27 protein-coding genes are annotated in these 26,343 nt (G+C 60.1%); 6 read left to right on the top strand and 21 right to left on the bottom strand.

Translation table 11 applies throughout. The features are described 5' to 3' along the window. Nucleotides 1–139 precede the first annotated feature (139 nt). From AB1805_05650 to rpsB, 6 genes are all read right to left on the bottom strand, one after another. Nucleotides 140–724 (bottom strand): TraR/DksA C4-type zinc finger protein, encoded by a 585-nt coding sequence (locus AB1805_05650; GenBank protein MEW5744910.1) that lies wholly within the window; start codon nucleotides 722–724, stop codon nucleotides 140–142. Nucleotides 725–804: 80 nt separating this feature from the next. Further along, entirely contained in the window at nucleotides 805–951 is a 147-nt protein-coding gene (locus AB1805_05645; protein MEW5744909.1) for a hypothetical protein, read from the bottom strand. Nucleotide 952: 1 nt separating this feature from the next. Next, nucleotides 953–1,507, bottom strand: coding sequence for a ribosome recycling factor (gene frr / locus AB1805_05640; GenBank protein MEW5744908.1), 555 nt, complete (start codon nucleotides 1,505–1,507; stop codon nucleotides 953–955). Nucleotides 1,508–1,543: 36 nt separating this feature from the next. Then, the gene (pyrH, locus tag AB1805_05635) at nucleotides 1,544–2,248 is read right to left on the bottom strand and encodes a UMP kinase (GenBank protein MEW5744907.1); all 705 of its coding nucleotides are present in this window, start codon (nucleotides 2,246–2,248) and stop codon (nucleotides 1,544–1,546) included. A 70-nt stretch (nucleotides 2,249–2,318) separates the two neighbouring features. Continuing rightward, nucleotides 2,319–2,939, bottom strand: coding sequence for a translation elongation factor Ts (gene tsf / locus AB1805_05630; protein ID MEW5744906.1), 621 nt, complete (start codon nucleotides 2,937–2,939; stop codon nucleotides 2,319–2,321). Next, a complete protein-coding gene (rpsB, locus tag AB1805_05625; GenBank protein MEW5744905.1) occupies nucleotides 2,936–3,706 on the bottom strand; it encodes a 30S ribosomal protein S2 in 771 nt (256 codons plus the stop codon). The genes tsf and rpsB overlap by 4 nt, the downstream gene beginning before the upstream one ends. A gap of 338 nt (nucleotides 3,707–4,044) precedes the next feature. Between rpsB and AB1805_05620 the strand changes: the two genes are divergently transcribed. Further along, nucleotides 4,045–4,872, top strand: a complete 828-nt coding sequence (locus AB1805_05620) for a 1,4-dihydroxy-6-naphthoate synthase (protein MEW5744904.1) — start codon at nucleotides 4,045–4,047, stop codon at nucleotides 4,870–4,872. A 59-nt stretch (nucleotides 4,873–4,931) separates the two neighbouring features. Further along, complete coding sequence (gene glgP / locus AB1805_05615; protein MEW5744903.1) at nucleotides 4,932–6,638, top strand: alpha-glucan family phosphorylase; 1,707 nt, start codon at nucleotides 4,932–4,934, stop codon at nucleotides 6,636–6,638. Between the two features lie 8 nt (nucleotides 6,639–6,646). Here the strand turns inward: glgP and AB1805_05610 are convergent, their stop codons facing one another. Next, complete coding sequence (locus AB1805_05610) at nucleotides 6,647–7,138, bottom strand: methylated-DNA--[protein]-cysteine S-methyltransferase (protein ID MEW5744902.1); 492 nt, start codon at nucleotides 7,136–7,138, stop codon at nucleotides 6,647–6,649. A 457-nt stretch (nucleotides 7,139–7,595) separates the two neighbouring features. Between AB1805_05610 and AB1805_05605 the strand changes: the two genes are divergently transcribed. Beyond that, nucleotides 7,596–9,884 carry a PBP1A family penicillin-binding protein gene (locus tag AB1805_05605; protein MEW5744901.1) on the top strand — a complete coding sequence of 763 codons (2,289 nt, stop codon included), beginning with the start codon at nucleotides 7,596–7,598 and terminating at the stop codon, nucleotides 9,882–9,884. An 18-nt stretch (nucleotides 9,885–9,902) separates the two neighbouring features. Here AB1805_05605 and AB1805_05600 read toward each other — a convergent pair whose 3' ends face one another. The 8 genes from AB1805_05600 to AB1805_05565 all read right to left on the bottom strand — a co-directional run bounded on the left by AB1805_05600 (nucleotide 9,903) and on the right by AB1805_05565 (nucleotide 16,688). Further along, on the bottom strand, nucleotides 9,903–10,316 hold the full coding sequence (locus tag AB1805_05600) for a MerR family transcriptional regulator (GenBank protein MEW5744900.1): 414 nt from the start codon (nucleotides 10,314–10,316) through the stop codon (nucleotides 9,903–9,905). A 208-nt stretch (nucleotides 10,317–10,524) separates the two neighbouring features. After that, nucleotides 10,525–11,358: a branched-chain amino acid ABC transporter permease gene (locus AB1805_05595; protein ID MEW5744899.1), complete on the bottom strand. Its 834-nt coding sequence runs from the start codon at nucleotides 11,356–11,358 to the stop codon at nucleotides 10,525–10,527. Nucleotides 11,359–11,366: 8 nt separating this feature from the next. Next, nucleotides 11,367–12,323, bottom strand: a complete 957-nt coding sequence (locus AB1805_05590; protein MEW5744898.1) for a branched-chain amino acid ABC transporter permease — start codon at nucleotides 12,321–12,323, stop codon at nucleotides 11,367–11,369. Nucleotides 12,324–12,331: 8 nt separating this feature from the next. Further along, a complete protein-coding gene (locus AB1805_05585) occupies nucleotides 12,332–13,012 on the bottom strand; it encodes a cysteine hydrolase (GenBank protein ID MEW5744897.1) in 681 nt (226 codons plus the stop codon). 50 nt (nucleotides 13,013–13,062) lie between these two features. Next, entirely contained in the window at nucleotides 13,063–13,752 is a 690-nt protein-coding gene (locus tag AB1805_05580; GenBank protein ID MEW5744896.1) for an ABC transporter ATP-binding protein, read from the bottom strand. After that, nucleotides 13,740–14,519 carry an ABC transporter ATP-binding protein gene (locus AB1805_05575; protein MEW5744895.1) on the bottom strand — a complete coding sequence of 260 codons (780 nt, stop codon included), beginning with the start codon at nucleotides 14,517–14,519 and terminating at the stop codon, nucleotides 13,740–13,742. Before AB1805_05575 ends, AB1805_05580 begins: the two co-directional genes overlap by 13 nt. An 87-nt stretch (nucleotides 14,520–14,606) precedes the next feature. Next, nucleotides 14,607–15,866: an ABC transporter substrate-binding protein gene (locus AB1805_05570; protein MEW5744894.1), complete on the bottom strand. Its 1,260-nt coding sequence runs from the start codon at nucleotides 15,864–15,866 to the stop codon at nucleotides 14,607–14,609. Between the two features lie 15 nt (nucleotides 15,867–15,881). Beyond that, a complete protein-coding gene (locus AB1805_05565) occupies nucleotides 15,882–16,688 on the bottom strand; it encodes a GntR family transcriptional regulator (protein ID MEW5744893.1) in 807 nt (268 codons plus the stop codon). Between the two features lie 134 nt (nucleotides 16,689–16,822). On the opposite strand from AB1805_05565, the gene AB1805_05560 reads away from it, so the two are divergent. Beyond that, the gene (locus AB1805_05560) at nucleotides 16,823–18,397 is read left to right on the top strand and encodes an ATP-binding cassette domain-containing protein (GenBank protein MEW5744892.1); all 1,575 of its coding nucleotides are present in this window, start codon (nucleotides 16,823–16,825) and stop codon (nucleotides 18,395–18,397) included. A 13-nt stretch (nucleotides 18,398–18,410) separates the two neighbouring features. Here the strand turns inward: AB1805_05560 and AB1805_05555 are convergent, their stop codons facing one another. The 4 genes from AB1805_05555 to AB1805_05540 are packed head-to-tail and all read right to left on the bottom strand — an operon-like array spanning nucleotide 18,411 to nucleotide 20,772. Continuing rightward, nucleotides 18,411–19,997 carry a DEAD/DEAH box helicase gene (locus AB1805_05555; protein ID MEW5744891.1) on the bottom strand — a complete coding sequence of 529 codons (1,587 nt, stop codon included), beginning with the start codon at nucleotides 19,995–19,997 and terminating at the stop codon, nucleotides 18,411–18,413. A gap of 3 nt (nucleotides 19,998–20,000) precedes the next feature. Continuing rightward, nucleotides 20,001–20,210 carry a hypothetical protein gene (locus AB1805_05550; GenBank protein ID MEW5744890.1) on the bottom strand — a complete coding sequence of 70 codons (210 nt, stop codon included), beginning with the start codon at nucleotides 20,208–20,210 and terminating at the stop codon, nucleotides 20,001–20,003. A gap of 29 nt (nucleotides 20,211–20,239) precedes the next feature. Further along, on the bottom strand, nucleotides 20,240–20,446 hold the full coding sequence (rpsU, locus tag AB1805_05545; GenBank protein ID MEW5744889.1) for a 30S ribosomal protein S21: 207 nt from the start codon (nucleotides 20,444–20,446) through the stop codon (nucleotides 20,240–20,242). Further along, nucleotides 20,437–20,772, bottom strand: a complete 336-nt coding sequence (locus AB1805_05540; protein ID MEW5744888.1) for an RNA-binding protein — start codon at nucleotides 20,770–20,772, stop codon at nucleotides 20,437–20,439. Before AB1805_05540 ends, rpsU begins: the two co-directional genes overlap by 10 nt. A 330-nt stretch (nucleotides 20,773–21,102) precedes the next feature. On the opposite strand from AB1805_05540, the gene AB1805_05535 reads away from it, so the two are divergent. Both AB1805_05535 and AB1805_05530 read left to right on the top strand, forming a co-directional pair. Further along, nucleotides 21,103–22,110, top strand: coding sequence for a hypothetical protein (locus AB1805_05535; protein ID MEW5744887.1), 1,008 nt, complete (start codon nucleotides 21,103–21,105; stop codon nucleotides 22,108–22,110). A gap of 416 nt (nucleotides 22,111–22,526) precedes the next feature. Then, a complete protein-coding gene (locus tag AB1805_05530) occupies nucleotides 22,527–22,946 on the top strand; it encodes a hypothetical protein (protein ID MEW5744886.1) in 420 nt (139 codons plus the stop codon). A gap of 122 nt (nucleotides 22,947–23,068) precedes the next feature. Here the strand turns inward: AB1805_05530 and AB1805_05525 are convergent, their stop codons facing one another. Continuing rightward, nucleotides 23,069–23,512, bottom strand: coding sequence for a PilZ domain-containing protein (locus tag AB1805_05525; protein ID MEW5744885.1), 444 nt, complete (start codon nucleotides 23,510–23,512; stop codon nucleotides 23,069–23,071). Between the two features lie 139 nt (nucleotides 23,513–23,651). After that, complete coding sequence (locus AB1805_05520; GenBank protein ID MEW5744884.1) at nucleotides 23,652–26,327, bottom strand: CBS domain-containing protein; 2,676 nt, start codon at nucleotides 26,325–26,327, stop codon at nucleotides 23,652–23,654. Nucleotides 26,328–26,343: the final 16 nt, after the last annotated feature.

The following is a 26,343-nucleotide window of genomic DNA, read 5'->3' as shown; positions in this document are numbered from 1 at the left end:
ACCCGCCGCTCCGGCGAGGGGCCTCTTCCTGGAGCGGGTACTCTATCCATAACAAAGCCCGGCCGTAAAAAAACCCGGAGCGCCCGCGGGCGTTCCGGGTTTTGTGAAGTATCGATGCCGGGGATGCCGCGCCTGCCGGTTACGACTCCTCCCGCTCAAGCCGCTCGATCATCTCCCGCCGCTCCTGGTCGTCCCGGCAGTAGATGGCGAAGGGCATGATCTTCAGCCGCTCTTCGCTGATCTCGTCGCCGCACTCTTCGCAGATGCCGTAGGTCCCTTCCTCGAGCTTCCTGAGCGCGGCGTCTATCTTGATCAGCGTTTCACGGTGGGAGCTGAGCTGCCTCAGGCTGATATCCTCGGAGAGGTCGACGACGGACATATCGCCGTCATCCATCACCGTCTCGACGAGCTGCCGCCGCTCGCCGGATTTGAATTTCTTGATCTCGTCCTTCGCCTCTTTGATGATCTCCTCGCGCTTCTGGATCAGCACCTTCCTGAGACGCGCTTTTCTCGTATTCTCATCCTCGGCGGGAGGGGCGACCTTCTTCGCTGCTGTATCGACAGCCTTTGCCGGCTTCTCTTTTACTTTTACTTTTGTTTTTGCAGCTGCCTTTACAGGGGCTTTTGCAGCCGCTTTCGGTTTTGCGCTCGACTTTGCCGCCGGCTTGCCCGTCGCCTTTGTCTTCGCTTTCGTCGGTGTCTTTCCTTTTGGTTTCTGCGGCATAGCTCCTCCTTCCCGGACAGGCCCGAACACAGCCCGGGGAAATCACGTTCTCTCTTTGTTACCGCTCGCGGCGAGCGATGTTACCCCTGCGCCTTTTCGGGAGCGGCCTCTTCCTTGAAGACCTCCGCAATACTTCTGACCTTGATTCCCGCCTGCTCCAGCGCTTTCTGGATATCGGGCAGCTTTGCGTCGGTCACCTTGAGCATGAAATTGCTGTTCGTTGCCATTCTAGACCTCCATGATCTCTTTTTCCTTATGATGAAGAACGTCGTCGATCTTCGCTATGAACGAGTCGGTGATCTTCTGTATCTCCTCCTGCACGCGCTTCACGTCGTCCTCGCTGATGTGCTTTTCCTTCTCCGACTTCTTGAGCTCGTCGATGATGTCTCTCCTGATATTACGCACCGCGATCTTCGCCTCTTCGCCCCGCTTCTTGACCACTTTGACCAGCTGTTTTCTCCGCTCCTCGGTGAGCGGGGGGATCGTGAGCCGTATGACTTTCCCGTCGTTGCCCGGCGTCAGACCGAGATCGGATTTCAGGATCGCTTTTTCGATCTCGGGGATCAGCCGCTGCTCCCAGGGCTGGATCGTGATCTGCCGGGCGTCGGGCAGCCCGAGCGTCGCCACCTGGCTCAGCGGGGTTACGGTACCGTAGTAGTCCACCGATATGCCGTCGAGCAGCCCCAGCGACGCCCGCCCGGTCCGTATGGAGACAATATCCTTCTTGAGCGACTCAACGGCTCCGTTCATCTTATCGTTCGTCTTCTTCTTCAGCTCCTGCATGGTCCACCCTCGCCTTGCATGCCAAGTAATAGCTTCCTACTTTTCACTTGCCTTACTTACCAGCGTGCCTATCCTCTTCCCTTTGACAAGACTTTTTATATTATCGGGCTTTTTAATGCTAAATACAATGATGGGGAGATTGTTCTCCATGCAGAGCGTTATCGCCGTGGAATCCATCACCCTGAGATTGTTCTTGAGCACGTCGATATAGGATATGGTGTCGTATTTCTTTGCGCCCGGGTCCTTCACCGGGTCTGCGGTATAGACGCCGTCGACCTTGGTCCCTTTGAGGATGACGTCGGCCCCGACCTCGATCGCCCGGAGCGCGGCCGCGGTGTCGGTGGTAAAATAGGGGTTTCCCGTTCCGGCGGCAAAGATGACGACCCTGCCTTTTTCGAGATGGCGGACCGCCCTGCGCCTGATGTAGGGCTCCGCAAGCTCCCGCATCTCTATGGCGGACTGGACGCGCGTCTGGAGACCGAGCCGCTCCAGTGCGTTCTGGAGGGCGAGGGCGTTGATCACGGTCGCGAGCATGCCCATGTAATCGGCGGAAGCCCGCTCCATGCCCTTCACCGATGCCTCGACCCCGCGAAAGATATTGCCGCCGCCGATCACGATGGCGGTCTGCACCCCCATATCGGCGACCTTCTTTATCTCCGCGGCCATGAACTGCACGGTGGAGGGATCGATGCCGTACCCCTTGTCGCCCATGAGCGCCTCGCCGCTCACCTTCAGCAGGATGCGTTTATAGGCGCCCCGGAGCGCCTGCCGGGACGGGCGCTTCGGGGGCTCCTGAGCCGCTTTCTCTCTCTTAGATCTCACAGCTTCCGCTCTTTTCGAGGCCTTCGCCCAGCTGGAACCGGGCGAACCGCCTCACGACGATATTCTCGCCGATCTTCGCGATCTTTTCGGTGATGAGGTCCTTTATCTTCTTCTTGCCTTCGGGGTCTTTTATGAAGACCTGCTCCAGGAGGCAGGTATCGCTGTAGAACTTCTCGAGCTTGCCCTCGATGATCTTCTCGACCACCTGGGGCGGCTTATTGGTAACCTGGGCGCGGTATATCTCCTTCTCGCGCTCGAGCACGTCCTGGGGGACCTGCTCCCTCGAGACATACGTGGGGTTTGCGGCGGCAATATGCATGGCGACATCGCGCACCAGCTCCCGGAAGTCGTCGGTCCGGGCCACAAAGTCGGTTTCGCAATTGACCTCGACCATGACACCGAGCTTATCCATGTGGATATACGAGCCGATGAGCCCCTGCGAAGCGGCCCTGCCCGACTTCTTTGCCGCGGTTGCGAGGCCCTTCTGCCTCAGCAGGTCGACCGCCTTTTCCATATCTCCCTTGCTCTCGGCAAGGACGCGCTTGCAGTCCATCAGACCGGCGCCGGTCTTCTCGCGCAGCTCCTTGACCATTTCCGCTGTTACTGTCATCCTGCAACCTCCTCTTTGACCTCGGCCTGTGCAGCCTTCTCCTCTATCCGGGCCTTCTCGGCAGCCTGCTCCATCGTCTTTTCGAGCGCGCCCCTGCCCTCGACGATCGCATTCGCCATCTTGGACGAGATGAGCTTGATGGCGCGGATGGCGTCGTCGTTGCCGGGGATCACGTAGTCCACTTCATCGGGGTCGCAATTGGTATCGACCACGGCGACGATAGGGATCGAGAGTCTCCTCGCCTCGGCTACCGCGATGTGCTCCTTCCGGGGGTCGACGATGAAGATCGCGCCCGGGAGGGTGTTCAGCTCTTTGATGCCGATCAGGTTCTTCTCGAGATTCGCCCGTTCCTTTTCGAGCATCGAGACCTCCTTCTTCTTCAGCATGCCGAAGGTCCCGTCCTCTTTCATCTGCTCGATCTTCTTCAGCCGTTCGATGCTCTTCTTGACGGTGCTGAAATTGGTGAGCATGCCGCCGAGCCAGCGGTTGTTCACATAGAACGCCCCGGCCCTCCTCGCCTCGTCGGCAATCGAGTCCTGGGCCTGCTTCTTGGTTCCCACGAACAGAATGGGCGCTCCCGCGGCAGCGGTATCCTTGACGAAATTATAGGCCTCCACAAGCCCTTTCAGGGTCTTCTGGAGGTCGACGATGTGAATACCGTTCCTCTCGCCGAAGATATACTTCTTCATCTTCGGGTTCCAGCGCTTCACCTGATGCCCGAAATGGACACCGGCCTCGAGCAGCTCTTTCATCGTTACTACGCTCATGTGCTTCCTCCTTTGGTTTTTTCCTCCGCCCCCGTCTCCGTAACCCGGGAAGGACAAGTCTTATCCTTCCCCGGGACCATCCGGAGATCATCAGCCGGACGTGTGTTTTAACTAAAGACAATAGCATAACTACCGCCCATTTTTCAAGAAAACTCAGTTCTTTGGGAGAACCGGGGGGGAATCGCCCCCTCAAGGCCCGCTCTCTTCTTTCCGTGCCCCTCTCCTTACAATTGTACACCCGCAGACCGGCTGCGGCTTCAGGGAGGGAGGAGGCCGCCGCTTCGGCTCCGGCGCGCTCCCCTGGCAAATACCGATGATTTAATGCTAGAATTTCCAATATGACCGCAACGATACGGCTGGGTTTTTCGCCCTGTCCGAATGATACCTTTATCTTCTATGCCCTTGCAAACAAGAAGATCGACTGCCGCGGCCTTGACTTCGAGCTCGTTATCGACGATGTAGAGACCTTGAACCAGCGTGCCATGAAGGGAGACATAGAGGCGACCAAGGTATCCTGCCACGCCTATTACTATTTGCGGCACGAGTTCAGGTTCCTCAGCTCCGGGGGAGCGCTGGGAAGGGGATGCGGACCGCTTGTCGTCGCCCGGGACGCCCGGAAGTTCTTCTTCGAGAAGCCGCTCGATCAGCTGACCGTCGCGATCCCCGGGAGGTATACGACCGCCTTCCTCCTGCTAAAGCTCTACTTCTCCGAAAGCTTCAACCTCCGCCGGGTGAATACCCTCAGCATGCCGTTCCACGAGATCGTGGGCGCCGTGCGGGAAGGCAGGGCGGATGCGGGGCTGATCATCCACGAGAGCCGGTTCACCTACAAGGAGCACGGGCTGGCGAAGGTCATCGACCTCGGCGAGTGGTGGGAGAAAGAGACGGGGTTGCCGATCCCCCTCGGCGGCATCGTTGCCGCGAAGAGCCTCGGCGCGGAGGTCATCGGCACGATCGAAGACCTCATCCGGGAAAGCATACGGTATTCCCTCGATCACCGGGATGAGGTGATGCCTTACCTCAGACACCATGCGCAGGAGCTTTCCGGCGAGGTAATCATGAAACACGTTGCGCTCTATGTCAACGATTATTCGATCGATATCGGCGACGACGGCCGCGCTGCGCTCGACGAGCTGCTGAAAAGGGCGGAGCGGCTGCCCCTGTAGTAACGAAGAAGCCCGATACCGAGACAGTCTTTTCAACTCTGGCGTGAGGAGGAAGCGTAATGAATTATGCATCGATCGATGCGTTTACTAGAGAACCGAAGATAGCCTACTTCTCGATGGAGATAGGATTGAGGAGCGATATGCCGACCTACAGCGGCGGCCTCGGCGTCCTCGCCGGAGACACGATCAAATCCGCTGCAGACCTGAAGCTCCCGATGGTCGCCGTATCCATCCTGACCCGGAAAGGCTACTTCAAGCAGGAGCTCGACATCTACGGCAGGCAGACGGAGCTGCCCGACGAGCTCGATCCCTCCCGCTTCATGTCCCCGCTCAAGGAGCGGGTGAGCGTCTTCGTGGAGGGACGGGAGGTCGTGGTCAGCTCCTGGATGTATCTTGTCGAGAGCGCGGCCGGCGGCAAGATACCGATCATCTATCTCGATACGGACCTGCCGGAGAACGCGCCCCAGGACCGGGGCATTACCCATTACCTCTACGGCGGAGACGCTGAATACCGTCTGAAGCAGGAGATCGTCCTCGGTTTGGGCGGGTCGCGGATGCTCGACGAACTCGGGTTCGAGATCAGAAAGTACCACATGAACGAAGGCCATTCGAGCCTCCTCACCCTCGAGCTGCTGAAGCGCCACAAGAGGGATATCGAGGAGGTATGGGACGAGCGCCTCGTGTGGGACCTCGAAAAGGTGCGGAGCCTCTGTGTCTTCACGACCCATACGCCCGTCGCCGCAGGCCACGATAAGTTCCCGTACGACATGGTCCAGCGTATCGTGGGCGAGGTCATTCCCCGCGATGCGCTCAGGGAGTTCGGGGGCAAGGAGCATCTCAACATGACCCTGCTGGCCCTGAACCTCAGCAACTATATCAACGGCGTCGCCAAAAAGCACGGCGAGGTGTCGCAGAGCATGTTCCCGGGGTACGCGATCAACGCCATTACCAACGGCGTCCACTCCTTCACCTGGACCTGCGACAGCTTCAAGCGGCTCTACGACAAGTATCTTCCCGGCTGGGCGAACGAGCCCGAGATATTCGTCCGCGTAGGCCGCATCCCCGACGACGAGCTCTGGGCAGCGCATATGGAGGCGAAGCGCCAGCTCGTCGATTACGTCAACCGCCAGACGCAGGCCGGCATGAACTACGACACCTTCACCATCGGCTTTGCCCGCAGGGCGACTGCGTATAAGCGCGCCGACCTCCTCTTCAGCGACGTGGACCGGCTGGCGCGCATCGGGGAGGGCAGGTTGCAGATCGTGTATGCGGGAAAGGCCCATCCGCGGGACGAGTCAGGGAAAAAGCTGATTCAACGGATCTTCGAGATCAAGGAGCGGCTGAAAGACAAGGTGAAGATCGCGTTCCTGGAGAATTACAATATGGACCTCGCGCTGAAGATCATCTCGGGTGTCGATGTCTGGCTGAACACCCCTTTGCGGCCCCTCGAGGCATCGGGCACGAGCGGGATGAAGGCGACCCATAACGGCGTCCCGAACTTCAGCATCCTCGACGGATGGTGGATCGAGGGGCATATCGAGGGATACACGGGCTGGGCGATCGGCCCCTCGCCGGAAGTGCCGGCAGACCCTGCCCGCGATGCCGACGACCTCTACCACAAGCTGGAGCAGGTGATCATCCCGGCGTTCTACGACGAGAAGCGGCTCTGGATACGGATCATGCAGAACGCCATCGGAAAGAACGCCTACTACTTCAACTCCCACCGCATGATGCGCCGCTACGTCACCGAAGCGTATATACGATAAGCAAGAAGTCAGAATTCTTGCTTCTTACTCGTCTTTTCATGCTCGAGCAGCCACTGCTTTACTTCTATGCCGCACGAAAAGCCTCCGACGGAGCCGTCGGCAGCGACCACGCGGTGGCAGGGGACGATGATCGGGAGCGGGTTCTTCCCGAGCGCCTGTCCTGCCGCCCTGAACCCCGCCGGGCTGCCGGCCTGCTCCGCGATCCACTTGTACGACCGCGTCTCGCCGTAGGGGATACGGCCGAGCGCGCGCCAGACCCTCTGCTCGAACGGCGTGCCCATCACGAGCTTCACTCTCTGGGAGAACCGTTCGAGCGTCCCCTCGAAATACCTGTCCAGCTCCACAGCAAAGGGGCCTGTCAGCGGCGGTATCGACGAGAGCGGGGACGTCTCGAGAGAGAGCGGCCTCTCCTTTATGGCGAGCTCTGCGAGAAAAGGCCCGTCGAACACGCAATACAGAGCTCCCCAGGGACTTTTATACCGGTAGACATCGAACCTCACGGTCATCCTCCTTCGGGTATCAAACATCCTTTTACCTACACGAGCAACGATCATCCTGTCAGCGAAACACCATTCTCTTTTATAGTACGCCGATCGTTGCCTTAACATCAACACTGTGCAGAGCATTAAAAGTCTCTAACAAAATGAACGAGCTTGGAGTCGGGCGAGGCATAGTACATGAGCGGCATGGGCAGCCCTGGCGTAATCCAGGGATGGTGAAGCGGGTCGGTACGACTCGATTCCGAGCTGCCCCGCCTCGGAGGTCGCATCGACCGAGAAGCGGGGTCCCCGAAGATCGAAGATCTTTGGGGTGGCAGTTGAGCGAATGTACTATGCCTCGTTCGACTCCCCCTCCTCATTCCGTTAGACACTCCTTAAGGATGCGCATTAAGAACATTTAATTTTCCGGGCGCGCTTCGAGTTGTAAATTTCGGCTGCTCCTCTTTATAATTTAGAGATGCGGTTCAAGGTCGTTCTCATTCTTCTCGTCGTGCTCACCGGTTTTCTAGCAGGCGGTTTTTTCGCCGTTGCCCAGGGAGTCCCCTCGATAGCGGAGCTGAAGAAGCAGCGCCCTACCGACGGGACCAAGGTCTATGCCGACGACGATACGCTCATCGGCGAGTTCAAGATCGAGAAGGGCATCTTCGTGCCCTACGATAAAGTTCCGGCGCATCTGAAAAACGCCGTGGTCGCTGTCGAGGACTCCCGCTTCTGGCGCCACAAAGGGATCGACTACATCGGCATAGCCCGCGCGCTGGTAAAGGACATCATGGCCGCCAGTCTCAAGGAGGGCGGCAGCACCATCACCCAGCAGCTCGCGAAGATCCTCTTTCTCACCCCTGAAAAAACGATCCAGCGGAAGCTGAAAGAGGCCCGGCTCGCCATGAAGCTCGAAAAGGAGCTCTCGAAAAAAGAGATCCTCGAGCTCTACCTGAACCGTGTCTACTTCGGCCACGGCGCCTACGGCGTCGAGATGGCGTCGCGCACCTACTTCGGCAAATCCGTGGGACAGATCTCGCTCCCCGAGGCCGCCATGCTCGCCGGGCTCATCAAGGCGCCCACCACCTATTCCCCCTACAACGATCTCGTGCGGGCGAAAGGGCGGCAGGAGATCGTTCTGGCGCGGATGGAAGAGGAGGGATTCATCAAGCCCTCGGAGAGGACCGCGGCAAAGACAGCGGCCCTCGCGCTCTCGACAGCACGGGCGAACACCGAGACCTATAACTACTTCCTCGAATATATCAGGCAGCAGCTCGAACAGAAGTACGGGGTAGAGACCGTTTACAAGGGCAAGCTGCGGGTCTATACCACCCTCGACAAGAGCGCCCAGGCGAACGCCCAGCGGGCGCTCCAGGAGGGACTGCGGCAGATCGACAAGATGCGCGGCTGGCGCGGGCCGATAGGCCACAGGGAGGAGATCAAGGAGGAGATGAACGCGCCGAGGGCCTCCTTCCCGATCGCACTGGGAGATATCGCAGCCGGTGTCGTTATTTCGGTGGGCGCCAAGGAAGCGGCCATCAAGGCGCGGGGCATCACCGGCACGCTGATGGTCGGCGATGCGCTCTGGGCGAGCTCGGTCATCGACAAGAGCGGCAAGAGGGTAACCCATAAGGATTTCAAGCTCACGAATATCCTCCGGCGCGGCGACATCGTCTGGGTCAGGTTCAAGAACATTGCCGGAAGGCAGGTCACCTTCAGCCTCGAACAGGAGCCCGAGGTCGAAGGCGCCGTCGCCGCCATCGAGCCGGAGACCGGTTATGTGCGGGCCATTGTCGGTGGATACAGCTTCACCAAGAGCGAATACAACCGCGCCCTCTACGCAAAGCGGCAGCCGGGGTCGTCCTTCAAGCCCATTATCTACGCTGCCGCCCTGGAGCATAGCTTCACCCCGGCGACGGTGGTCAACGATGCGCCGGTCTCCTATCCCGGGGGCGCGGTGGGTGAGTGGAGACCCGAGAATTACGACCGCCAGTACTACGGCCCGACGCGGCTCCGGGAGGCGCTCGCCTTCTCGCGGAATATCGTCACGGTCAAGCTCATCGAAGCCATAGGCATCGATGCGGTCCGGTCGTTCGCCCGGGAGATCGGCATCCAGGCCGAGCTGCCCCGGGAGCTCACGATCGCCCTCGGCTCGACTAGTGTTACGCCCCTCGAGCTCGCTACTGTCTATGCCACGTTCGCCAACGGCGGGGTCAGGATGAATCCTATCACCATAAAATACATTACCGATGCCCAGGGCAACGTCCTCGAGAGCAGCGACCCCGAGGGCATCGAGACCGTATCGCCCCAGACCGCCTTCCTCATGACCTCCATGATGGAGGATGTCATCAGTTACGGCACGGGCATGCGGGCGGCGATCGGCAGGCCTGCTGCAGGGAAGACCGGGACGAGCAATGATTACAAGGACGCGTGGTTCGTAGGATACACTCCCCAGCTGGTGGGGTGTGTCTGGATCGGTTTCGACGATATGCGCCGCTCCCTCGGTTCGGGGATCGTCGGCGGAAAGGCGGCTGCGCCGATATGGGCCAATTTCATGAAGAGCACCCTCGCCGCCGAGCCGCTGATGCCGTTCGCCATTCCCGAAGGTGTCATCCGCGTCCCCATCGATCCGGCGACAGGGCTGCTGTCTCCTACGGGCGCCTCCGAGGTCTTCGAATATTTCAGGCAGGGGACAGAGCCGCGGGAGTACGGCTCGGGAACAGGCCGGGTCGAACGGACGCTGGCGTCTCCGTCAGACGTCGATTAGCCGGTCCTCTGCATACTACTACTTCTTCCTCATCTGTCCGGCGATATAAACGACACAGTCCTCGCACTGCCTCTCCTGGCTGCACCTCATCTTGTTCAGCTCCCAGCAGGGCCTGGACTTGTCGATCTGGGCAGTGCACTTCTCTTTCCTTTCGGGCGGGCAGTCGGTGATCTCCCAGCACGGCGCGTACCCGAGGAGCTTCTTGATCCCTTCGATGCTGATCTTCTTGTTGTGAATGATATCCCGTATGCAGGTCAGCCACTTGATATCGTTATCGGAGTAGTACCTGTTCTTGTTGCGCCGGGCCGGCCTGATAAGCCCGTGTTTCTCGTAGAGCCGCAGTGTCTGCTCGGTAATCCCTATCAATTCAGCGACAATTCCGATAGGATACAGCGGCATTTCCTTCCTATCTGCTTCAGCAATCTTTTTCATCCTACCCTCTGTCCAACGAAATTACTAATCATAACTAATAAAACATAGCATCCTGAAAAAAGCAAGAGTTTCGCATAATTTTATGTATCTATTTATTTACCTTATGTCCGGCAGGACCGTTTCCGGGCACCGGGAAAGGAAGGCCCCCGCACCCCGGCAGATGCCCCGGCAGATGAAGGAAGGGAGCTGCTTCGCCTGAACACTATCGTTATACTTCTATCGGTTTTATGATGAGCACCACCGCCATCACCGCAAAGACCATGGTCTCGGCAGCCGGTCCCCAGAACCTCCCGGTAATCGCCATGACCATTCCCAGGGCAAAGGCGGCGATGAACGTGCCCCTGAGATTGCCGAGCCCTCCGACGATGACCACGGCAAAGCTTATGAGGAGTATCATGAATCCCATGTAGGGATGCACGGACGTTATGGGTGCATAGAGCAGCCCGCCGAGCGCCGCGAGGCAGCTCCCCAGAACGAAAACGTAGGAAAAATAACGGTCCACGCTGATGCCGAGGCTCCGCACCGCATCCTTATCCTCGAGGGCCGCGACAACGATCTTGCCCACCATCGTCTTTTTGAAGAAGAGCCACAAGGCGGCGTACAGCGCCAGGGAGAGGGCTATGATGAGCAGGCGGTAGAGCGGGAGGGTCACCGAGAAGACCGTGACATAGGAGCCGAGAGGATCGGTGAGGGGAACCGGGCTCGCTCCCCAGATCCACTTGATGAGATCCACGCCTATCAGCAGCACCGCATACGTCGCGATGATCGCGTAATCGATCGAGACCCCGTAGAGCTTCCGGATGACGAACCGCTCGATGAGATAGCTCAGCGGCACGACGGCGGCAATGGTCATCACCGCCGCGATCAGGAAATTCTCCCGCGCTACGGGGAGCAGGGTCATGAGGAGATAGGCGCCGACGGTATAGATCAGGCCGTGGGCGAAATTCACGATCCTCATGGTCCCGAAGGTCAGCGAGAGGCCGATGCTGATGATGTACAGGATCGCTCCTATGGTGAGTCCGTATGCTATGGTACTGATCATGGTTCACCTCATCCGTACGTCGCCGGACGCCGCTTCATACGGTCGTTGATAAAGCCCCAGACCCCGGTGCGGAACCTGAACACGACGATGAGGAGCGCCAGGCCGAGAAAGAGCTCCCAGCGGGGTATGTAGGAAGCCAGGTAGTTGCTGATCACCATATAGATGGCGCCGCCGATGACGGCCCCGGAGAGGCTGCCGGGTCCGCCGATGAGGGCGGCGAAGATAACCTCCACGTTCCGCGTGGGGTCGATAAAGCTGGGCGTCGCATACCCGTAGTTGAGCATCGAGAGCGCCCCGGCAAAGGCCGCGATAGAGGTGGAGAGGATGAAGGTGATCCATTTGTACCTGAACGTGTCGTAGCCCAGGAATTTCACCCGCGTCTCGTTCTCCTTGATCGACCTGACCAGGACGCCGTAGGGAGAGGAGGTAAACTTCTTGAGCAGGTAGTACGTCAGCAGCAGGCAGAAGAGCACGAAACCGAAGAGGACGGTCTTCTTCCCGAAATCGATCGGACCGACCTTCGAGAAGTACGCGGACATCCCGTCCTCGCCGCCGGTATACTTCGAGAAGGCGACGAGGACGAAGAAGTACCCGATCTGGTTGAAGGCGAGGTTGATCAGCGCGAAACAGGCGCCGGTCGCCCGGACAATGACAGGCCCCAGGATCGCCCCTATGAGCGCGCCGGCGGCGATGCCGGCGGCAAGGGCGAGGAAGGGGTTCTGGGAGACGTGCTCGGCAAAGAGCGTGACGGCGTAGGCGCCGGTGCCCAGGTAGAGCATGTGACCGAACGAGAGCCTTCCCATATACCCGTACAGGAGGTCGAACCCCAGGACATAGATGCAGAAGATCATGAAGTCCGTAGCCCGGTTCAACCCCAGCACCGGCAGGACGAGCACGAACCCCGCCGCGATGACGGCGAGATCGAGCAGGGGCCCTCTCGTTCGTATCGTCCGATTCTCGCTCATGGCCGTGCCTACACCAGGCTCTTCAGGAACTCCTGGTGGTTCATCACGAGCCCTATCTTCGGGAAGATGAATTTCTCGGCATACTCCTGTTCCGTCCGCGTGTCGGTGCCGGTGCAGTCGCCGATGACGATGACGCGATAGCCCTTGTCGTACGCCGAGCGCGCCGTCGACTCCACGCACCAGTTGGTATGGAAGCCCACGATCGCGACATACTCGATCATGTTCGTGCGCAGGGTGTAGTCCAGCGAGGTGGACCAGAAGGCGTCGAGGGTCTTCTTGCCGCGGATGATCAGGTCGCCCTTCTGCGGGGTCAGCTCGGGAATGATCTCGGGGCCGGGCGTTCCGGCGACCCAGGCGCCGCTCACCGGCTTGCCGTTGATCTTCCATCCCGTCGGCATATCGATCTCGAGGCCGCGCAGCCCGCACATGCCGGGCCCTTTCCGGTCTATCTCGGGGAAGCCCGGCTCGAAGGCCTCGAACGGCACGTAGACGATCTTCTTTATCTTCTTCCGCGCCTTGCTCACGAGCGCCACCAGGTTGCCGATGACCTTGCGCTCCTTCAGCTGCTCCGCGATGAACTGGTACATCGAGCCGCCGGGTTTGAGAAAGTCGTACTGCGGCTCGATCAGAACGATGGCGGTCTTCTTTGCCTCGATCTTCGTTGTGCATGCTGCTTTCCGTCTTGCCATGGAATCCTCCTTGTAATGGCCGTAATGCGTACTAGGGGTGCATTGCTCATCTATAAATACTGCTCCAGTCTTCCCTTGTCCCTGATCTCCGCCGGATCGCCTACTTCCCTGACGATCTTGCCCTCCTGCATGATATAGACGCGGTCGGCGAGCATGCCTACCACCGAGAGGTTCTGCTCGACGATGATCATCGAGACCTGCCCCTTCATCATGGTGAGCACCTTCAGGATATCGTTGATCGTCCCCGCAGCCAGGCCCTCGGTCGGCTCATCGATAAGGAGGAGCCGGGGGGAGCCGATGAGCGCCCTGCCGATCAGGAGGATCTGGCGCTGCCCGCCGCTCAGGCCTCCGGCACGGGCGTCGAGGAACTGCTCGATCTTCGGGTAGATGCGGACGACTTTGGCGATGGCATCTGTCATGTCCTCTCCCACGGGATACGCCGCAAGCTCGAGGTTTTCGCGTACGGAGAGGTGAGAGAATACCCGCTTGTCCTGGAACACATAGCGGATCCCGGCAAGGGATATTCTCTCGGGGGGGAGGCCGACAAGCTCTCTGCCATCGAACACGATCGACCCGCTCGACGGCCGCATGAACCCGGCGATGGACTTCAGCAGGGTGGTCTTGCCCGCGCCGTTGCGGCCGGCGATGAAGACCATCTCGCCCTGCCCGAGGTCGAGGGAAACGTCGTGGAGCACCTTCGCGCTGCCGTAAGCGACGTTGATCTTCTTCACACTGAGCATACGAGGCCCTCCTCTTTGCCCCAGTAGACCTCCCGCACGAAGGGATCGCAGAGCACCTGCTTCGGGGCTCCCTCGGCGATGAGCTTTCCCTCGTGCATGACGTTCAGCCGCTCGACGAGATCGACGATGCGCGAGATCTTGTGCTCGATGATAACGAGCGAGCACCGCTTTTTCACTTCGCTGATCAGCTGGAGCACTTCGCCGATCTCGGCGTCGCTCAGCCCTGCAAACGGCTCGTCGAGGAGGAGTATCTTCGGCTTCATCGAGAGGGCTATGGCGATCTCGAGCTTGCGCTTGTCGCCGTAGGAGAGCTCGGAGGTCATGAGCCGCGCCTTCTGCTCGAGCCCCATCATCCCCAACGCCTTCAGGCACTCCCCGACAAGGGCGGACTGACGGGCATCGGAGAAGAAGAACCGCCGTTTCGAGGCGTAGGCGGCGCTGAACCGCGTAACGGCGAGCACGAGGTTCTCCGCCACGCTCAGCGAATCGAAGACCGATACCAGCTGGAAGGTCCGGACGATCCCTCTCACCGTCCGCTCCTGGGGCGGCACACGGGTGATGTCCTCGCCGAAGAAGGAGACCGTCCCCTCGTCGGGGAGGAAGAGCCCGGTCAGGAGATTGAAGAAGGTGGTCTTGCCCGCACCGTTGGGGCCTATGATGCCGACCGCCTGTCCCTCGTTCATCCGGAAGGTGACCCGGTCCACGGCGGTGAAGCCGCCGAACCGTTTGGTGACTCCCTGTGTCTCTATGATGGTCCGTTCTGCCATTGCTTTCTCTCTTGTTGGTCCCTTTCCCGGCGGGCGGGGCCGTACTGCCTCTTCGCCGCCCGCCGGGGAGCTCCGTTCATATCCCCGCTAGTAGCCCAACGATGCCAGGGGCGGGAGATAGTCCTCGCCGGTATAGGCGCCGACGATCCTGACGAGGTCCCACTGCTTGTCCTTTCTCTCGGCCTCTCCCTTGCCGATGACCACGAAGGCGCCGTACTTGAAGATCGGCTGGTGGTCTACCCGCCAGGTGCCGGGGCCTTTCATCGAATCGAACTTGGGACTGGACATGACCGCCTTGGCGATCGCTTTGGGGTCGGTCGACTGCGCAAGCTCTATGGCCCGCAAGGCCTCTTTCGTGCCGATATACGCCATCGCCGCATACGGATCGGGCGGCTCCTTGTACTCTTTCTGGTACTTCTTTGCGAACTCGTCGGCCGCCTTCACGATAGCCTGGTCGTTGAAGCCCTTCATGTCGTAGTACCAGGACATGAGGGAATAGACGCCCTCGAGGGCCTGGGGCGGCACCCCTTTCCCGAAGGCGTTGGTCATCCAGTTGAACCAGATCCTGGTCTTCTTCTTGAGCCCCGTCTCGCTTGCCTGCTTCAGCACATTGATGGCGTCTACGCCCCAATGGGCCATCATGACGATATCCGGCTTCATCTCCGCGACCTTCAGGAGATAGGAGGTGTAGTCGCTGGTGCCGACCGGCGACTCGATGTACTCGACCTTCGCGCCGTACTTCTCGATGGCCGCCTTCGCCCCTGCCCACTGGTCGCGGCCGAAGGCATAGGCAGGACCGAAGAAGACGATATTCTTGTGCTTCAGGGTATTGATGATGTAGGAGGCGCCGGCATAGCCGATGGAGTAGGCGGCGCCGTGGATCGCGAAGGTGCTCTCCGCCATCTCGTTCTTCTCGAACATGGTGATGGCGACGACGTTTACGGGAAAATAGGCGACGGGGGTCTTCTTTACCTCTTTATTCAGCGCCGCCGATATGGGGGCGAAGGTCTGGCCGATGACCACATCGACCCTCTCCTCGTCGAGCAGCTCCCTGAACCGGCGGATCGCGATATCAGGCTTCGTCTCGTCGTCCTTGACCACGAACTCTACCGGGACCTTCTTCCCGCCGATCTTGACGCCGCCCGCGGCGTTGATCTCCTTGACCGCGAGCTTGGCGCCGTCACGCTGCAGCGGCCCGATGGGCGATGCAGCGCCGGTAAGGCCGAACATGAACCCGATCTTTATCTTGCCCGGGGGCGCCGCGGAGACGCCGGGGGGCGCCAGAAGACTCAATACAACGAGAACGACGATCCCTGCTGCAGCTAACAACCGCACTGTCTTAAGCATGTTCCTCCTCCATAGTTAGACGCCGGAGATTATGTTTTCTCCTTTGCGTCTTCTGTTCGCGGCAGTGCCGTGGCCGCCCTGTGCGGTCTTCCGGCCCCTCGCTCCGCCCGCCTCCCCTGCCGAGCCGCTGCACTCCTGCTCGGGCGCTGCGCTCTCCTTCGACTCCACCTTCTTCCATTCCTCGCCTTCGCTCTGCGCCTTGATCTGCTCTATCATCTGCCGGTTATGGCAGCGGAACGCCCGCTCCGCCCGCTCCGGGTCTTTCGCCGTGAACGCCTCCAGGATCTCGCAGTGGTCGCGGTACAGGAGGGAAAGCAGGGGGGTGATATGCATTGAGAGGGGGCGCATCTTGTTCTTGACCGCCTCGAGCATCTCCTGGAGCACCTGGTTGCCGCATGCCTCGTAGATGATCGAATGGAACTCGAAGTCGAGCTTCGAGTACCCCACGAGGTCTTCTTTCTGGATCACCCGGTACTGGTGGTAGAGGCACTTCATCATCCGCTTCAGCATCTTCTCGGTGATATTCTGGACCGCCAGCCGAGCGGCGAGCCCCTCCAGCGCCTCGCGGACCGTATAGAGCTCGAGGGCCATCCGGGGCGTGAGCGCGACCATGAAGACGCCCCGATGGGGGATGTTCTCGAGGATGCCCTCCTGCATGAGGCGGTGGACCGCTTCCCATACGGGCGTGCGGCTCGCGCCGATCTCCTTGGTGAGCTGTTCGATATTGAGGCGTGTCCCGGGCTGGAAACGGTGCGCGGCGATCATCTCCTTGATGATGTCGTACACCTGCTGGCTCAAACGCTGCTTGTTCACTTTCATCATCGTTCCGCGACCTCGGCCCCATTATAGACACCTCGATTTTGAAATGTCAAGTTTTTTCATGTTTCATTTTTCATGAAATATTATTTCCGTTGTGATACAATGATTCAATTGATTTATAATGTGTTTTTACCAAAATGGAAAACGATTCAAACACTTCAGAAAGAAAAAAACCGCCGCTCATCGCGCTCGAGGGCGTCGAGGTCGCGCTGCAGGGAAAGAGGGCGCTCTCAGGGCTCTCGTGGCGCCTGCAGCCGGGAGAGCACTGGGCGGTCATCGGCGGCAACGGCGCCGGGAAGTCTACCTTCTTCAGGCTCCTGCGCGGTGATATCTGGCCCGATGCCGCGGGCGCCGGCAGGCGGCTCTACTGCTTCGACGGTGAGGCGCAGGAAAGCCCTCTCGGCATTACGAGACGGATCGGCCTGGTCTCGGCGGAGCTGCACGAGGCCTACCTGAAAAACCGGTGGGACATGACCGGCGAGGAGGTGATCACAACCGGCTTCTTCGACAGCGCCTGGCTGCATCAGGAGCCGGATGAAGAGCAGGCCGCCTTCGCCGGGGAGCTTATCAGGCTGCTCCATCTCGGCCCGCTGGCGCACAAGCGCATCCTCGAGATGTCGCTCGGCGAGGCGAGGAGGGTCCTCATCGCGCGGGCGCTGGCCGGGAAGCCGCGGGTGCTCATGCTCGATGAATTCTGCAACGGCCTCGATATCCCGTCGCGGCAGCGCATCCTGCGCACGGTCGAGACGATAGCCCGTGCCGGGACGCAAATCCTCTATGCAACACACCGGACCGAAGAGCTGGTCCCCTCGATCACCCATCTGCTCTTGATGAAAGAAGGCCGTATTGTCGCCCAGGGCGGGAAAGAGGAGGTCCTCACCCATGAAGAGATCGCTGCGTTCGTGGGCCGTCCCGCCTTCGCTGCTCCGGCCCGCGAGCCGGGGCGGCCCGATAGGGAGCCCCCCCGGACAGAAGCGGCGCCCCCCTGTTTGATCACCGTTACCCGGGCTAGCGTTTATCTAAGGCACAAGAAGATACTGCACGATGTCACATGGAGGATGAATACCGGCGAGAACTGGGCGATCCTGGGGAGGAATGGAGCAGGCAAATCGACGCTCCTCAAGCTGATCACCGGCGATATCTACCCTGCGCTCGGCGGCGAGGTGCACCGGTTCGGTACCGAGGAGCCGGAGAGCCTGAAGAGCATCCGGAAGAGGATCGGCGTCGTTTCACCCGATCTCCATATCGACCACTGCTTCTCCCTCACCGGCCGGGAGGTGGTGGAATCGGGCTTTTTTTCGAGCGTCGGTCTCTACGACACGGTTTCGGACCGGCAGAAAGCGGTCGCCCAGCGCTGGATCGCATTCTTCCGGCTCGACGGGCTGGCCGGCAAGGAGATCACCGCCCTCTCCTACGGTGAACGGCGGAAGCTCTTCATCGCCCGCGCCCTCGTAAACGGACCCGACATCCTCATCCTCGATGAGCCTTTCAGCGGCCTCGACAGCGCTGCCCGGGCCGTCTTCGGGGAAATGATAGAGCATATCTCCCGCGATACCGCCACCCGCATCATCCTCGTCACCCACCACCTCGATGAGCTCGTGCCGTCCATAACCCATGTCATGATAATGGATGAGGGAAGGATAGTCGCGCAAGGCGGAAAGGATGAGATGCTGAAGGAAAAGACGCTCGCCGCGCACTTCGGGGAGGGATAAGGAGAAGCGCGCCCTACTGCCGCTTCTTGGCGTGTCCTACCTTGACTTTGCGGCCCCTCACGATGCTGTTGTTGACCGCGAGGATCACCTTGTCCGCGACATCGGCCGGGACTTCGACGAAGCTGAAGGTATCGTACAGCGCGATGTTACCGATCCTCCGGGCCGGGATGCCCGCCTCGGCCGCGATCGACCTGACGATATCCTCAACGCGGATTTTATCCTTTCTCCCGATGGTCATGAAGAGGCGGACGAACGCCCTCCTCCCCCGGTCGTAATCGGTCCTGATCTCCTCGATCTCTTCTATCTCCCCGGTATCGAGCAGCAGGCTCAGGGCCGCTGCCGCGACCTCTTCCGGGGCATGGTGCTCGAAAAGCCTGCCGGCCAGGGCATAGAGATCGGTATGCTTCTTCCCGGTGATCAGCTCCTCGATGGCGCCGGCGAGGTCGTCTTCCCGCGCCCGTTTGACCTGCTCCCTCGTAGGAAGCTTCTCTTTCTTGATCCTGGTCTTGGCCGTCTGTTCGATGAGCTTGAGCTGGCGGTACTGCCGCGGGGTGACGAAGGTGATCGCGATACCCGACTTCCCCGCCCTGCCGGTCCTGCCGATCCGGTGGATATAGCCTTCGGGGTCCTGGGGAATGCTGAAATTGATGACATGCGAGACATCGGGAATATCCAGCCCGCGGGCAGCCACATCGGTGGCGACCAGCACGTCGATATCGCCGCCTTTGAATTTGCGCATCATCTCGTCCCGCTGGCTCTGGGTCAGGTCGCCGTGCAGCGCCCCGGCAGGATAGCCCATCTGCTGGAGCTTCCCCGCGACCTCGTCCACCTCCCTCTTGGTGTGGCAGAAGACGAGCGTGAGCGACGGACCCTCGACGTCGAGGAGCCGCGTGAGGGCCTTGACCTTGTCTTCGTCGCGCACTTCGTAGAAGACCTGCTTTATCTTGGCGACGACCATCTCGCCCGCATCGACACTCACATGGGCGGGCTTCTTCATATAGTTCTTCGCGATCGCGAGGATCTCTTTCGGCATGGTCGCGGAAAAGAGCATCGTCTGCCGCTCTTCCGGGATGGACCCGAGGATCTTCTCGATATCCTCGATGAACCCCATGTTCAGCATCTCGTCCGCCTCGTCGAGCACCACTGCCTTGATCTCTCCGAGCACGAGGGTCTTCCGCTGGATGTGGTCCAGGAGACGGCCCGGGGTGCCTGCCACGATATCGACGCCCTTCTTCAGGCTCCGTATCTGGAGCTCTATCGACTGCCCGCCGTAAACGGGAAGCGTGAGGGCGCCGACCCGCGCCCCCATTTTATTGAGCTCCTCCGATACCTGTACGGCGAGCTCCCTGGTAGGAGTAAGGATGAGCGCGTAAGGATGCCTGCTCCGCTCACCGGGACTCGATGAGCAGCGCTCGATAAGGGGGATGCCGAAGGCAGCGGTCTTGCCCGTGCCGGTCTGCGCCTGCCCGATGAGGTCTTTCCCCCGCATTGCCGGGGGAATTGCCGCCTTCTGTATGGGCGTAGGCTCTTCGAAACCCATATCAGAAAGGGAGACGAGGAGCTTATCCGAGATGCCGAAGTCGTGAAAGCTCGTATACATGAATTACGCGTTCTCCTGCTGCCCGGCCTGCTCTTCGCTCTCTTCGGGCGAAGCCTCGCCCTGCTCTTCGCCCTCGTGGGACTCCGGAGCGCCGTGCAGAGCGCCTGCCGCATCCTTCCTGAACCGCTTCTGCCGCTTCTCTTCCTGCTTCTTCTGCCGCTCCAGCTCCTTCTTTCTCTTTTCGCTCCTGTACGCTCCTGCACGCTTTGCCACACCGGCCCCCTTCGCTCTTCTTGACTGTATTACCTGCCGTGCGTCCTCGCTACCTGGCGCCGGGCGCTCTTCGCCTTTTTCCTCTGCGCCTCGCGCTGCTTGTTTTTCTCTTTTACCGAGGGCTTCTCGTAGTAGCGCCGCTTCTTGAGCTCTCCCATGAGGCCGTCCCTCTGGATCTTCCGCTTGAGGAGCTTTAACGCCTTCTCGATGTCTTTGCCTTCTACTTTTATCTCCACCTGCCCGATTCCCTTCCGCCTCCGCCGCCTCCGAAGGACTTCCTCTGTTTTCCCGGACCGCCGCCCGTTCTTCCCCTCTCGGCCTGAGGCCGCGCCTCATTGACTACGAGGTTCCTGCCGCCGAAAGAGACGCCGTTCAGGGCCGCGATGGCCTTGTCGGCCTCCTCGTCAGAGGCCATCTCGACAAAACCGAACCCTTTCGAACGCCCCGTCTCATCGGTGATGATCTTTACCGACCGGACCTCTCCCGATTCCGCGAACAGATCTCTCAACGCGTCTTCGTCAGACTGGTACGAGAGATTTCCTACATAAATTCTTTTTGCCATCGTGCTCCACCTCCATGAGAGTAGACTGCATTCACTGCTTTATCAAAGCGTGAGCCGTGCTTGATTGAGAGGCAATGTCATAGGAAGTCCGCAGAGCCGGCAGAGATGCGGTCTCGATATAACAAGATGCTCCATTAGCTTATTAAAGTATCGTACTAAATATCCCTAAAAGTCAAGGCGTTCTCCTGGCCGCTCCGGACAGGGAGAGAGATGGTGCCGGGATTGGCGGTGTTGAAGGCTGTTCATAAACGCCCGGAAATGTGCTAGAGTTTATAAATATTCCCCCAGCGTATAAACCTTAATCAGTGCCGTCGGGGACATGGTGACAGCGTGATCAGATCCAGCAAGCAGGATACGATCGACATAACGAAGACCATCGTTGCGGAACGGGGCATACCGGCGCTCATCCTCGATCTGAAGGAAATACGGCAGACGGAGCTGAACCTCATCCACGAGACGCTGTACGGCAAATCCTTTGATGAGCTCGATGTCATCCTGCAGACCCCCGGAGGCGATATCGACGCGGCGTTCCTCCTCGTGAAGACCTTGCGGCGGAGGGCGAAAAAGGTGAACATACTGGTCCCCCGCTTCGCAAAGAGCGCGGGGACGCTCATCTGCCTCGGCGCCGATACGATCCTCCTGACCGACCTCTCGGAGCTCGGCCCCCTGGATACGCAGATTTACGAGGCGGTGGACGGCGGGGCGGCGGGCTATGTGTCCGCGCTGAACGGCTTCAAGGCGCTCGAGCAGGTGCAGCAGCATACCATCGAGACGCTGGATATAGCGACCAAGCTGATCCTGTCGCGGAGCAGGATGAAGGTCTCCGACGCCATCCACCTGGCGACCGAGTTTTCCGGACAGACGAGCGGGACCCTCTACTCGATGCTGAACCCGGCGAAGATCGGAGAGTACGCGAGGGCACTCGAGATAGGCGAGCACTACGGCATCCTCATCCTGACGAGATACATGGGCTGGCCGAAGGACAGGGCCGAGCTGACCGTGAAGAAACTGGTGAAACAGTACCCGTCGCACGGGTTCGTTATTGATTTAGAGGAGCTCCGCCTGTTAGGATTACCTGCACAGGAGGTCGATGCCTCGATGCAGGATTCGATCCTTCCCTTGCGGAAGAGCCTCCTGGTAAAGGATACCGCCAGCCTCATCGAGCTGGTCGAGCCCGAAGCGAGGAGCAGGCCCTCCCGGAACGGCGGCAGAGAGAGAAGCAAGGAAACGCAGCATGACGGAAAGCAGCAGGAACCGCAGGAGTGCATCCCCGCGCAGGGAGCCAAAGGCGGACCGGGGCGCGCCTCGGGGAAAAAGAGCCGCCACGGCCGTCACTGACAGAGCAGCCGACTTTTACCGCAGAGAGATATTCGACACCAGGACCACCGTCGCCGCCCTCTTCGAGCAGTTCAGACGTGACCCCGTCGGCTCCCGGACAGCCGACAGCAGCCGACCTGCAGAAGACGCATCCGCAGGCCGGATACCGGCCAGATTACCGGAAAAAGCAAGAGATTGACAGCGCTGCCTCCTGAAGGTAGGATTGTAGAAAAATCCTGTCTCCTTGCTGCAAAACCGGATCCGGCGGGGCGGCCTCGCATTTCAGCAGGAGATCTCTGACCATAACGGCCCGCCATTTTGCCGTACCGGCGTTCATAAAAGAGCAGGGGAGTGGACAGGATGCCCTCGTTATTGCCGATGGAGACGGCAGTCTTATCCGCTACAAGAGGAAGGGCGCTGAGTACAGCTCGTGGGAGATGGTTGCGGATATCACCGGCTCGCGCCTTTTCGCCGGCCAGGCCTGCGCTCCGTCGATTGCCGCAGCCTCCGGCAAGCCGGTCATGATTGTCGGCAATAAAAACGGCGAGCTAAAGCTGTTCGCCTATGCCCCTTCGGCAAAGAAACTACCATGGAGGGAGCGGCCCGGCTTTTTCAAGGGCATCGCGATGAGCAGCTTTGCCAGGGCAGTGCTTACGGAGTGGGATGAAAGCCCCCTGCTCATCACCGCCCAGCAGAACGGTGCGCTCAGGGCCTACCGGAACTCCGGGACAGGCAGGGGCCCCTCAGGAAAGAGGGCATCATCGAGAATCTCCGCCTCAAGGAGTACAGCTCCCCGGCAGTGCGCGCCGGCAACGGGATCATCGAGCTCTCTATCGGCGACTACGACGGCAATATAAAATATTTTGTCTGTACGAAGACCGTGCAGGAGAACTAGTCGAGTGAAATAGACGCGGACCGTCGAGCGGATAAAGCGAGGCTGCCATGCCCCTTGACGCCGTACCGGCTCCACTGCATTTCGCTAAGCGCTCTTGTTTTTTCCGAGAGCAGTTACTGCCTGGAGGATAAGGTTCCGTATGCTTTCTCTCAGAGAGATGAATTGAAGAGCTATACAGGGAGGGGCGCCGCCCATTGCCGGGTCGACCCGAACCACAACACCGGATAGCCTGAGGACTACCGGCCCGAGGGGAAGAGCCCCTTCAGGAAACTCGAGATAGAGCCCGATAACGTTTCCTTCGGCAACTCTCAGCTCCTTCCTGAATGCAATACCGCCGCCGCTGATATTCACATCATGCGGGAGCAGACCGAGCCTGCCGCACCCCTGCCGCGGAACAATCCGGGACTCGGCTGCCTCATGGTGAGAGGCGCCGACATCCGCCACCGCGAGAGATAATGTCGCATTGATCCTATGATACTGCCTGCGTTCGGAACCGCTCTCCTTCGCCATAGAAAAAACCGCTTCCATCGCCCTGCTGCAAAGGGGGGGAAAGCCCTTCCCCTCCCCGCAGCGGCAATCTTTGCTTGCCGCAAAAAAGACCTCTACCCCGCCAGAGACTTTCCCTGGTCGGGGGTATAATAGCAGATTACCGCTTCGGGGAGAAAGATCACCTGCTCACCGTGCGCTGTTTCTTCACGAACTCCCGCTCGTCATCCTTCGTCTGGAGCCTGCCCCGCAGTTTCTGTTCGTGGATCATCCTGAACAGCTCGGAGTAGACCGGCCCCTCGGGGATGCCGAGCGCTTTGAGGTCGCCGCCTTTGAGGAGCGGCTTTACGCTCCTCGAGTGCAGCAGGTAATGGGAGATAGCCTTTTTCTTTCCGCTGTCCTGCGTCAACGCCATACTGAACAGGATCACCTCGATAGGCCGGTTCACCAGCAGGCGGAATACCGCCACCGGGTCGTGGGGCTTGAGCTCTCGCACGATCTTCTGTACGGCATGCAGGCCCTCCTCAATCCGCTTCCGCTGGTCCTTGAGCACCGAAAGTCGGTCGAGGGCGACGCGCCGCTCCTCGGCGGGCAGCTTGCAGAGGAGCGCCATGATATAAATGAGCCCTTTATCGTACTGCTCGTTCAGGAAAAGCAGCTCGAACCACGTTATGGTGTCGTACACCGACTGCAGGAGCGCTTCGAGCCCCGGAGTAAAAACAATGCCGGGGTGGATGACCTTGAGCAGCCCGTAGTCGGCCAGCCGCTTGATGGTCCTCACCGGATCGGTCTCCTTGAAGATGAGGCTCATCTCGTCGTAGAGCCGGGTCCCCGAAAGCTTCTCGAAGATATTCATCCTGATGGCGTGCTTGATCAGGTTTTCCGTATGGCGCGTTATCTTGAAGCCGAAGCGCTCCGAGAACCTGATGGCGCGGAAGGCCCGCGTCGGGTCCTCGATGAAGCTGAGGTTGTGGAGCACCCTGATCGCCCTTTCCTTCAGGTCCCGCTGTCCTCCGAAGAAGTCGATGAGCAGGCCGAAGTCCTTTCTGTTCAGCTTGACGGCGAGCGTATTGATCGTGAAGTCGCGGCGGTAGAGGTCCCGCTTGATGGAGGAGAGCTCGACCTTGGGCAGCGCGGCCGGCGACTCGTAATACTCGGTGCGCGCGGTCGCGACATCGACCCGCAGCGCCGGGGCCGCAGGCTCCGCTTCCTTTCGCGCAGGAGCGGCCGGTCGCGCAGGAGCGGCCGGTATGATCACCTGCGCCGTGCCGAAGCGTTTGTGCACCACCACCTTCGCCCTGACCTCCCTGCCGAGCCGCTTGGCGAAGTCGATGCCGTCGCCCTCGACCACGATGTCGATATCGAGGTTTTCCTCGCCGCGGAGCAGGTCCCGCACCGACCCGCCGACGAGATACGCGCCCTGCCCCAACCCGTCGGCCACCTCCCCTGCCCTGACGAGGAAGTCATAGACGGAGGAGGGGAGCCGCTCCTTCAGGAGCGTCGTCACATTCCGCCCGAAGGCTGCGGGGTGTTCGCCGCTCACCGTCTCGCGCGAGCTGACCCTGCTCCGCCGCAGGAAGTCCTCGTACATCGAGCGGAGGATATCCGTTCTCGTGATCGCGCCCACGATACGCCCGTTCTCGAGCACCGTGACGAAGCGCTGGTTCTGCTCGATCATGGCGCGCTCGATATCGGCCACCGGCTGGTCGGGCGCTGCGGTGATGGCATCGGCAGTGGCGAAGTCCTCGCATTTCTTTCTCCCCAGCCCGTGGAAGAGCGCCTTCTCGACCACTTCGCGGGTCAGCACGCCGCGGTACCGCTCCTGCTTTACCACGGGAAGGGCGTTGATGCCGTAGCGGGTCAGGATGCGCTCCGCTTCCCTGATCGTACTGTTCCATCCGGCGGTCACCACCGGCGTCGTCATCACATCCTTGACCAGCTTCGCAGGCCTGATATGCTTTTTGAGAGACAGGAGGAGCTGATCCTCGACGATCTCGAAGGGGACATCCTTTATCGTCGCGGAAGCAGCGGTATGGTGGCCCCCGCCGCCGAACTCGGAGAGCACCTGCGCCACGTCCAGCTCGGGCGCCTTGCTCCGCGCCACCATCAGTATCTTGTCGGCCATGCCGATGAGCAGCACCACCGCATCCGTATCCTCCATATCCATGACCTGGTGGGCAAGATGGGCGACATCGCCGAAGCCCTCCATAGTGGCTTTGCCGATCTTTATCCGTATCCCCTGGATGACGACCTCGCGGAGCGACTGCACCAGCTCGTTGAGCAGGGTGAACTCCTCCCTGCTCATCTCCTCCTTGAGGAAGTCGGCGACGAGAGAGAGATTGGCGCCCTTCTTGACGAGGTAGGCCGCGGCCATGAGGTCCCGGGGGGTCGTCGAGGTGAAGAGCAGCGAGCCGGTCTCTTCGTAAATGCCGAGGCAGAGTATGGTGGCCTCCATCGGCGTGAGGCCGATCTTCTTCTTCTGGAGGATCTCGGTGAAGATCGTCGACTGCGCCCCCGCGTGGTCGAGCACCGCGACCTCGCCCTTGATATCGGCCTTAGTCGCCGGGTGGTGGTCGTAGACATGCACCGTGACGCCGGGCTTCGCGAGCAGCTCCTTGAACTGGCCGATCCGGTCGGGATGCTTGGTATCGACGATGATCAGGCGGGTCACCCGGTCGAGGGGAATATCCCTGAGTTTTCGTATCTCGATCGGCTGAAAGGCGTCAACGAAATCCCGTACCCGCTTCTCCATAGAGCCGGGAAAGACGATCACCGCGCCGGGGTAGAGCTTTTTCGCTGCCATGGCCGAGCCGAGGGAGTCGAAATCGGCATTGATATGCGAAGTGATGACCTCCATACCACATAGAATACCA

This window comes from Nitrospirota bacterium (assembly GCA_040752355.1).
GTDB lineage: Bacteria > Nitrospirota > Thermodesulfovibrionia > Thermodesulfovibrionales > Dissulfurispiraceae > JBFMCP01.
This window is presented reverse-complemented; position numbering and strand designations above follow the sequence as displayed.